8 protein-coding genes are annotated in these 8,997 nt (G+C 65.7%); 4 read left to right on the forward strand and 4 right to left on the reverse strand.

Annotated elements, in window-relative coordinates; translation table 11 throughout:
* The first annotated feature begins 55 nt into the window (after positions 1-55).
* Genes AC3A6F_RS16775 through AC3A6F_RS16790 form a run of 4 tightly spaced genes read left to right on the forward strand, consistent with a single transcriptional unit; the run spans position 56 to position 3,112 of the window.
* Entirely contained in the window at positions 56-430 is a 375-nt protein-coding gene (locus tag AC3A6F_RS16775) for a GntR family transcriptional regulator (RefSeq protein ID WP_487682668.1), read from the forward strand.
* Positions 427-1,347, forward strand: coding sequence for an ABC transporter ATP-binding protein (locus AC3A6F_RS16780; protein WP_487682670.1), 921 nt, complete (start codon positions 427-429; stop codon positions 1,345-1,347). Before AC3A6F_RS16775 ends, AC3A6F_RS16780 begins: the two co-directional genes overlap by 4 nt.
* Complete coding sequence (locus tag AC3A6F_RS16785) at positions 1,344-2,312, forward strand: hypothetical protein (RefSeq protein ID WP_487682672.1); 969 nt, start codon at positions 1,344-1,346, stop codon at positions 2,310-2,312. Before AC3A6F_RS16780 ends, AC3A6F_RS16785 begins: the two co-directional genes overlap by 4 nt.
* 5 nt (positions 2,313-2,317) lie before the next feature.
* On the forward strand, positions 2,318-3,112 hold the full coding sequence (locus tag AC3A6F_RS16790; protein WP_487682674.1) for a hypothetical protein: 795 nt from the start codon (positions 2,318-2,320) through the stop codon (positions 3,110-3,112).
* On the opposite strand, the gene AC3A6F_RS16795 is transcribed toward AC3A6F_RS16790, so the two are convergent.
* The 4 genes from AC3A6F_RS16795 to rnr all read right to left on the reverse strand — a co-directional run bounded on the left by AC3A6F_RS16795 (position 3,072) and on the right by rnr (position 8,572).
* Positions 3,072-3,755, reverse strand: a complete 684-nt coding sequence (locus AC3A6F_RS16795) for a YceH family protein (RefSeq protein ID WP_487682676.1) — start codon at positions 3,753-3,755, stop codon at positions 3,072-3,074. The genes AC3A6F_RS16790 and AC3A6F_RS16795 overlap by 41 nt on opposite strands.
* Positions 3,756-3,772: 17 nt before the next feature.
* Positions 3,773-4,513 (reverse strand): serine O-acetyltransferase, encoded by a 741-nt coding sequence (gene cysE / locus AC3A6F_RS16800; RefSeq protein WP_487682678.1) that lies wholly within the window; start codon positions 4,511-4,513, stop codon positions 3,773-3,775.
* Positions 4,514-4,746: 233 nt separating this feature from the next.
* Positions 4,747-5,490 carry a 23S rRNA (guanosine(2251)-2'-O)-methyltransferase RlmB gene (rlmB, locus tag AC3A6F_RS16805; protein WP_137171861.1) on the reverse strand — a complete coding sequence of 248 codons (744 nt, stop codon included), beginning with the start codon at positions 5,488-5,490 and terminating at the stop codon, positions 4,747-4,749.
* 10 nt (positions 5,491-5,500) lie between these two features.
* Positions 5,501-8,572, reverse strand: coding sequence for a ribonuclease R (gene rnr, locus AC3A6F_RS16810; RefSeq protein ID WP_487682681.1), 3,072 nt, complete (start codon positions 8,570-8,572; stop codon positions 5,501-5,503).
* Between the last annotated feature and the right edge of the window lie 425 nt (positions 8,573-8,997).

Raw genomic sequence — 8,997 nt, forward strand, 5'->3', positions numbered from 1 at the left:
ACCAAGGAGGAAGGCATGAGCACCACACTGCAAGGCACCGTAAGGGAGGCCATCGATGAGCGCCGACTGGAACGATAGCACCCCGATCTACCGCCAGCTCAAGGAGCGGGTGGTCGGCATGATGCTCGACGGCGTATTGAAAGCCGGCGACGCCCTGCCCTCGGTGCGCTCGATCGCCGCCGAGTATCAACTCAACCCGATCACAGTATCGAAGGCATACCAGGAGCTCGTCGACGAGAGCCTGGTGGAAAAGCGAAGGGGAATTGGCATGTACGTCACCGAGGGAGCAAGCGAAAAACTGCTGGCAAGCGAACGCGAACGCTTCATCCGCGAAGAGTGGCCGGCCATGGTCGAGCGCATTCGCCGCCTGGGGCTGGATGTCGAACAGCTGCTGCGCGACAGCGGCAATCCGGTGGGAGGTGCGGCATGAACACCGTCCAAGACGCGGTCCAGAACACAGCTGCACACCCGGCCTCGGGCGCGGTCCTGTCCGCACGCGGCCTGACCAAGCGCTACGGCAAGCAGGTGGCCGTCGACGGCATCGACTTCGAAATCCCGGCCGGCCGCATCGTCGGCCTGATCGGCCCCAATGGCTCGGGCAAGACCACCACGCTCAAGGCGGCCCTGGGCCTGATCCCGTTCGAGGGCGAGCTGTCGGTGCTGGGCCTCGATCCGCGCACCCAGCGCGACGCCTTGATGAAGGACGTGTGCTTCATCGCCGACGTCGCCATCCTGCCGCGCTGGCTGCGGGTGAAGGACGCGGTCGACTTCGTGGAGGGCGTGCATCCGCGCTTCGACCGCAGCAAGGCCGAGCGCTACATCGCCAACACCAAGCTCAAGCCGGGCATGAAGGTCAAGGAAATGTCGAAGGGCATGGTGGTGCAGCTGCACCTGGCGCTGGTGATGGCGATCGACGCCCGCCTGCTGGTGCTCGACGAGCCGACGCTGGGTCTCGACATCCTCTACCGCAAGCAGTTCTACCAGCACCTGCTGGAAGACTACTTTGACGAAGGCAAGACCATCGTCATCACCACCCACCAGGTGGAAGAGGTCGAGCACATCCTGACCGACCTGCTGTTCATCCGCGACGGCAAGATCGCGCTCGCGGCGTCGATGGAAGAGATCGGCCAGCGTTACGTCGAGGTGATGGTGCCGAACGAAAAGGTCGCCGCGGCGCGGGCCCTGCAGCCGCTCGACCAGCGCGCCACGTTCGGCAAGTCGGTGATGCTGTTCGATACCCAGCGCGCGGGCGGCCTGTCGCGCAGCCAACTCGAAGCCCTCGGCGAAGTACGCCACCCGAGCGTGGCCGACCTGTTCGTCGCCACCATGAAAGGAAGCTACGCATGAACACGATGAAATGGCTGATCCGGCGCGAGCTGTGGGAACACAAGGGCGCCTTCGTCTATGCGCCGCTGGCGGTGGCGGCGGCACTGGTGCTGCTGCTCGGCGGCGGCTTCCTGTACGCGCTGGCCACCACCGGCGCCTTCCACTTCCAGGCCAACGGCCAGCAGGTGATCACGATCGAAGGCGTCCCGCCAGAAATGTACGCCAAGGCGGCGGCGATCGCGGCCTCGAGCTACCTGGCCATTACGGCGCCGCTGTTCCTGGTGCTGCCGGTGGTGGTGTTCTTCTACTGCCTGGCGGCCCTGCACGACGAACGGCGCGACCGCAGCATCCTGTTCTGGAAATCGCTGCCGATGTCGGACCAGGAGTCCGTGCTGTCGAAGGTGGCGGTCGCACTGGTGGTGGCGCCGCTGCTGACGGTGGCGATCGGCATCGCCACGTCGCTCGTGCTGCTGGTGCTCGGCCTGCTGGCCAGCGCGGTCAAGGGCGTCAACCTGATCGCCCCGGTGCTGGCCAACGCCAACTTCTACCTGTCGCCGCTCTACCTGCTGAGCTTCCTGCCGCTGTACATCGTGTGGGCGCTGCCGACCGTCGGCTGGCTACTGCTGGTGTCGAGCTGGGCCCGCTCCAAGGTGTTCCTGTGGGCGGTGGGCGTGCCGGTCATCGCGCTGGCCCTGCTGGCCTGGTTCGATTTCCTGGTCGGTCGCTTCTCGGGCCTGAGCCTGAACGTCAAGTGGTTCGGCGAAGAAGTGGTGGCGCGCCTCCTGGGCGGCCTGATGCCTGGCATCTGGTTCGGCGAGGTCAATGGCAGGGCGCTGGCCGAACAGAATGCGGGCCTCGACGGGCCGATGCTGATTGGCCTGTCCTACGGCACGCTCGCCTCGCCCGCGGTATGGATCGCCGCCGCCGCCGGTTGCGCGATGATCTACGGCGCGATCCGCCTGCGCCGCTGGCGCGACGAGGGTTGAATACCGTGCGCGCCCTGCTCCCCATCGCGTGCGCGCTTCTGCTGGGCGCCGGCGCCGTTGCCCCCACCTCTGCCGCCGCCCAGACCAGCAAGCCCGACAGCCCAGAGGAAATCAAGGTCAATGCGATGCGCGACCCGGAAGTGCGCAAGTACGAGGCGATCGTGGCCGGCCTGGATGCCTTCGACAAGCACCACGGGATGGCCCCGGCGGCACCAAGGCTGCAGTTCCGGATCGAGCCGCGCAGCGGCGCTGACAAGCCCGTGCTGCCGGCGGCGCGCCTTGGCGGCGACGATGGCTTCAGCCTAGGGCTGGCGGTCGACGCGGACGGGATGTTCACCGTGCCGCGCAGCCAGAGCGCGCTCGATGCGAACAGCGAACTGGTGCTGAACCAGAAACGTCGTCGCTACCGGGTCACCCCGGTGGTGCGCTCGCCTGGCTTACCCGATCAGGTGCGGCGCCTTGGCGACCTGCGCCTGGAGTGCCGGGTGCAGGTCGCGATCATCAAGGAAGAGATTCCACTATGGGTGGTGCTGGCCGTGAACACGCTATTGCGCACGCGCGACTGGTGCGGATTCACGTTCGAGGGCAAGTCCGGCTACACCTTCCGGCACGCGCACGCGCTGCGCGCCGCGGTGCTGGTCGATGGCAACCGCAGCGCCCTGCTCGAGACCGAAGGCAAGGGATTTCGCGTTCCACTTGGCGACACCAGCTGGAGCGACGACACCCTGATCGAGCTCGAGCTCGAACCCGCGGCGGAGGTTACTGGAACTGCTGACGAAACGCCTCGAACTGCGCCTTGAGATCAATCATTTCGGCGCGCAGCGACGCGACTTCTTCTTCGAGCTGGGCGATGCGGCCGCCCTGGGTCTGGCCGCTGGACGCCGACGAGGTCTGCTCGCTGCCGGCCACGATGGTGATCTCGCCACCCAGCAGCTGGCCGTAGCGCGATTCCTTGGTGCCCGGCGCGCGATCGAGCTTGACCACCAGCGGCGGGTATTTATCGATCAGGAACTGCAGCGCCGTCTCGACGTCCTGCACGTTCTTGAATTCGTGCAGGCGGCCGCTGCGGGTGCGGATCTCTCCGGCGGTCTGCAGGCCGCGCAGCATCAGGATGGTGAGCACGGCCAGCTTGTCCTGCTCCAGCGTCCACTTGATGCGCATGCGGTGTTCGTACTTCACGACGCGGGCCCCGGCCTGCGAGATCGCGTTGACGAGTTTGCGCTCGGTGAGGCGCTGCAGGGTGTCGAGGACGATGTCGTCCGAAAGTTGCATCACCGGATCGCGGCTCGACAGCTGGTTGCAGCCGTTGACGATCGCGTTGAGCGACATCGGATAGTTATCGGGGGTCAGCGCTTCTTTCTCGGCCAGCACGGCCAGCACGCGCAGTTCGACCGGGTCCAGCACGGCTGCGGCGTCGATGCCGCCAGTCGCTTCGTTCGTCATGTGGTTCCTTAATCTACTTAATCTACCAGTCGGTTCAATTGTTCCGAGTCGAGTTTATCACCCTCCTCCACCCGCGGGCAGCACAGGCCGGCGGCGCGCATGGTGTCGGTGAGGCGTTCGATCTGCTCGTCCTGGCGCGCGGCATGGTCGATCAGGCCGCGCAGGGCTTTCGACAGCGGATCGTCGCCGTTGGGCGTGACGCCATAGGCGGCGAACATGCGCGCGCTGCGCGACTGGTCTTCTTTCTGGATGATGTGGGCCGGGTTGCCGACCGCCGTGGCGCCGGCTGCTACCTGCTTGACCACCACCGCGTTGGAACCGATCTTGGCGTATTCGCCAACCGTGAAGGCGCCCAGCACCTGGGCGCCGGCGCCGACGATCACGCCGCGCTCGAGCGTCGGATGGCGCTTGGTGCCGGCCACCAGCGTGGTGCCGCCCAGCGTGACGCCCTGGTAGATGGTGCAGTCGTCGCCGATCACGGCGGTCTCGCCGATCACCACGCCGAAGCCGTGGTCGATGAAGACCCGGCGGCCGATCACGGCGCCGGGGTGGATCTCGATGCCGGTGACGATACGGGCCAGGTGCGCGATGAAGCGGCCGAGCCATTTCAGGCCCATGTGCCAGCAGGCGTGGGCCCAGCGGTGGGCGACGATGGCGTGCAGGCCCGGATAGCAGGTCAGCACTTCCCAGCCGTTGCGGGCAGCGGGATCGCGCTCGATGATGTTGCGAATGTCTTCGCGCAGTCGTGAGAAAAACATGGCGGTGCTTCGGAGGGAACGGCTTTCATGGTAGCCGATCCGGGGGGGGAATGCTTGTGGGAGAGGTGAAACTGTGGGGTGTGGATGGCTTGCGGCAGAGCGAAGGACTTGGGTTCCCGCCTGCGCGGGAACGACGTTAATTGGCGCTCGGGAACATCAGCAACACGATTCCGGCCACCTGCCCAAACCCATCGTTCCCGCGCAGGCGGGAACCCAAGTAGCAAGCAGGCCGATCAGCCTTCGCGCGCGATGCGCTGGCGGCGGGCCTCGTACAGGCAGACGCCCGAGGCGACCGACACGTTCAGGCTCTCGACCGAGCCGAACATCGGGATATTGACCAGCACGTCGCAGGTCTCGCGCGTCAGGCGGCGCATGCCCTCGCCTTCCGAGCCCATGACCAGGGCGGCCGGACCGGTGAAGTCGGCCTGGTACAGGCCACGCTCGGCGTCGTCCGAGGTGCCGATGAGCAGGATGTCGCGCTCCTTCAGCTCGCGCATGGTGCGCGCCAGGTTGGTGACGGTGATGTAGGGCACCGTCTCGGCCGCGCCGCTGGCGACCTTGGCGGCGGTGGCGTTCAGGCCGACCGCGCGGTCCTTCGGCACGATGACCGCGTGTGCGCCGACGCCGTCGGCCACGCGCAGGCAGGCGCCCAGGTTGTGCGGATCGGTGATGCCGTCCAGGATCAGCAGCAGCGGCGGACCCTCGATGGCGTCGAGCAGCTCGTCCAGGTTGCGCGCCAGCGCCAGCTGGCTGGCGAAGGCGATCACGCCCTGGTGGCGGCGGGTGCCGGTGATCTTGTCGAGGCGCGCGGCATCGACCGGCATCACGCGAACGCCGGCCGCCTTGGCATTGGCGATCAGGTCCTTCATGCGGCCGTCATTGCGCTCGGCATCGACAAAGATCTCTTCCACCGACTGCGCCTCATGACGCAGGCGCGAGGTCACGGCGTGGAAGCCGAAAATCATTTTATTTTTCATTTGCTACTTCTCAATCGCTTTCAGGTGCTTTTTTCTTGCTGGTTTTGGATGCGGTCTTGGCCGCGGTCTTGGCCACGGTCTTGGCAGCGGCCTTTGCCACCTTGGCCGCAGGCGCGACGGCTTTGGCGGCGACCGCCTTGCGCGGGGTGGCGACCGCTTTTTTAGCTGCTGGTTTCTTGGCTGCCGGCTTCTTGGCCGCGACAGCCTTGACTGGCGCCGCGACGACTGGCTCCGCGAGCGGCTCAGCCTTGATTGCGGCCTTGGCCGGTGCCTTCCTTGCCTTTGGCTTCGCTGCCGGGGCGACAACCGGCGCTGGTGCCGGTGCTGGTGCTGCCTCGACGACAGCCTTGGCGCTGGCCTTGGTCGCACGCGGCTTGCGTGCGGCCGGTGCGCTCTGCTGCTCGACCACGGGCGCTGGCGTCGGTGCTGGCGTCGTTACTGGTGCTGGCGTCGTTACTGGTGCTGGCTTCGGTGCTGGTGCTGGCTTCGGTGCCGGTGCTGGCTTCGGTGCCGGTGCTGGCTTCGGTGCCGGTGCTGGCGTCGGAGCTGCTGCTGGCATCGGCGCCTGCGCAGCCGCATTCGCGCGTTCTTCCGCACGCGCCTTGGCACGTGCCTTGCGCGATTTTGGTGGCTTCGACGGCACTTCCATGGCGCCCTGCGCCACCTGGCGCGCACGCTCGAGCGGCGTCGGCGTCTCCACCACGGCAGGCGCGCCCGGCTTCGGTCCACGCGAACGGCCGCCGCGCGATTTCTTGCCGCCGCCGTTGCCACGGCCTTCATTGCGACCCTCGTTGCGGCCTTCATTACGGCCTGGCTTGTTGCGCCCCGCCCCTTCGCCTGCCTCAAGCGCGACCGGCGCCGACGCCAGCGTCAGGTCGATCTTGCGCGATTCGAGGTCGACCCGCGCCACCCGGACAGTGACGCGGTCGGTCAGCTGGTAGCGCTGGCCGGTACGCTCGCCGCGCAGTTCATGGCGCGCCTCGTCGTACTGGAAGTAATCGGCGCCCAGCTCGGTGATGTGCACCAGGCCTTCGACGAACAGCTCGTCGAGCTGCACGAAGATGCCGAAGGTGGTCACGCCGGCGACCGTGCCGGTGAACTCTTCGCCGATCTTGTCTTGCATGAAAAAGCACTTGAGCCAGTTCTCGACGTCGCGCGAAGCTTCATCGGCGCGGCGCTCGTTGGCCGAACAGTGCACGCCGAGGGCGTCCCAGATCGTCAGGTCTTTTTCGCTCTTCTGCGGCTTGCCGTCGGCCTTGTCCTTGGCCGCCTGCTTGCGCGCCGAGTTCGACTGGGTCGAATTGAGCTTGCCCAGTTCGATACCCTTCGGCTCGTAGCGCTTGCCCAGCAGGATCGCCTTGATGGCGCGGTGGGTCAGCAGGTCGGGATAGCGGCGGATCGGGCTGGTGAAGTGGGCGTAGGCCTCGTAGGCCAGGCCGAAGTGACCGACATTGTCCGGGCTGTAGACCGCCTGCTGCATCGAACGCAGCAGCATGGTCTGCAGCAGCGTCGCGTCGGGACGCTCGCGGATTTGCTGCATCACCGCGGCATAGTCGCGCGCGGTCGGCTTGTTGCCGCCGCCCAGGTTCAGGCCCACCTGCTTGAGGAAGGTACGCAGCTGGTTCAGCTTCTCTTCGGTTGGCACGGCGTGCACGCGGAAGGTGCCCGGGTGCTTGTGGCGCAGCAAGAAGTCGGCGGCGCACACGTTGGCGGCCAGCATGCACTCCTCGATCAGGCGGTGCGCGTCGTTCCGGGTACGCGGGATGATCTTTTCGATCTTGCCCAGCGGATTGCAAACGATATAGGTTTCGGTGGTCTCGAAATCGATCGCACCACGCTCCTGGCGCGCCTTGAGCAGCGCGCGGAAGGCCCCGTTCAGGTTCAGCAAATGCGGCACGATGCCTGGACGCTGTTGCGCTTCCTCGCCGTCGGTATTGGCGAGGATGTCGGCCACCTGGTTATAGGTCAGGCGCGCCGCCGAGTGCATCACGGCCGGGTAGAACTGGTAGGCGGTGACTTCGCCGTCCTCGGTGACGACCATATCGCACACCAGGGTGCAGCGGTCCACGTGCGGGTTCAGCGAACAGAGCCCGTTGGACAGCTTCTCCGGCAGCATCGGGATCACGCGGCGCGGGAAATACACCGAGGTGCTGCGCTCGATGGCGTCGGCATCCAGCGCGTCGTTCGGCTTCACGTAATGGCTGACGTCGGCGATCGCGACCAGCACACGATAGCCGCGGGTAGCGCCGATCTTGACAGGCTCGCAGTAGACCGCGTCGTCGAAGTCGCGCGCGTCCTCGCCGTCGATGGTCACCAGCGGCACGTCGCGCAGGTCGACGCGGTCGGCCAGGTCGGCATTGATCACTTCGTTCGGCAGGCGCGCGGCCTGCTTCAGTGCAGGTGGCGAGAACACGTGCGGCACGCCGAACTTGCGTACGGCAATTTCGATTTCCATGCCCGGATCGTCGAGTTCGCCGAGCACTTCGACGATGCGGCCGGTCGGCTTCTGGAAGCGGCCCGGCTGTTCGAGCAGCTCGACGCTGACCACCTGCCCGGCGCGCGCCTTGCCCGGCGAACCGGAGACGAGAACGTCCTGGGCGATGCGCTGGTCTTCGGGCGAGACGATCCACACGCCGCCTTCATTGAGCAGGCGCCCGATGATGTGGGTGTTGGCGCGTTCGACGACTTCGACGATCGAGCCTTCGGGACGTCCGCGGCGATCGGTGCCGGTCACGCGCGCCATCACGCGGTCGCCGTGCAGCACTTTCTGCATCTCGCGGTCGGACAGGAACAGGTCGGGGCCTGGCTCGTCCGGGATCACGAATCCAAATCCGTCCCGATGCGCAGCGACCTTGCCGGCCACGAAGGCGGAATGGTCGGCCAACATATAAGTGCCGCTACGGTCGGAGCGGATCTGGCCGTCACGCTCCATGGCGTTCAGGCGGCGGCCCAGGACTTCCTGGGCGGCGGGCTTGACCTTGAGGGCACGTGCCAGGCCGGCCGCATCGAGCGGTTCGGTGGCGTCACGGAAGACTGCGAGGATTTCCTCGCGGCTTGGAATGGTATGAGTAGGTTGCTTCAAATCGGTTCTTTTTTCTCTTGGCCAGTAATAGCGCCGCTCATGAATAAATAGGCGGCAGTCAGCTTGATTGACACCTTGACAGGCGTAGTGTAACGGAGGTCCATCCGATTCGCCTAACGTGGCGTGCTGCGGGATGTTCCTGGAATATCTTCATTGCCCCGATCAGAACTTCATCGTGGGTCTTTGACTATTGAAAATCATCCGCTATAATCTCGCTCTCTTCAGCAACGGCGGCAACGACGAAGCGAAGAAAGCAGCAGTGGTAAGCGGTGTGTTTTGCGTGATGATCTAGAAATGTTGATCTAGCGGAAAATGACAAAGCCTGCTATTGTAGCAGAGTTGGTTTGCAGTGCCCACGTGGCGGAATTGGTAGACGCGCATGGTTCAGGTCCATGTGCCGCGAGGTGTGGGGGTTCGAGTCCCTC

The organism is Massilia sp. Soil_C_3, from assembly GCF_057657035.1.

Excerpts from the sequence above, each read along its gene's own strand:
- cysE (WP_487682678.1), bottom strand. The coding sequence starts at position 4,513 with ATGTTTTTCTCACGACTGCGCGAAGACATTCGCAACATCATCGAGCGC.
- AC3A6F_RS16775 (WP_487682668.1), top strand. The coding sequence starts at position 56 with ATGAGCGCCGACTGGAACGATAGCACCCCGATCTACCGCCAGCTCAAG.
- AC3A6F_RS16785 (WP_487682672.1), top strand. The coding sequence starts at position 1,344 with ATGAACACGATGAAATGGCTGATCCGGCGCGAGCTGTGGGAACACAAG.
- rlmB (WP_137171861.1), bottom strand. The coding sequence starts at position 5,490 with ATGAAAAATAAAATGATTTTCGGCTTCCACGCCGTGACCTCGCGCCTG.
- AC3A6F_RS16780 (WP_487682670.1), top strand. The coding sequence starts at position 427 with ATGAACACCGTCCAAGACGCGGTCCAGAACACAGCTGCACACCCGGCC.
- AC3A6F_RS16795 (WP_487682676.1), bottom strand. The coding sequence starts at position 3,755 with ATGACGAACGAAGCGACTGGCGGCATCGACGCCGCAGCCGTGCTGGAC.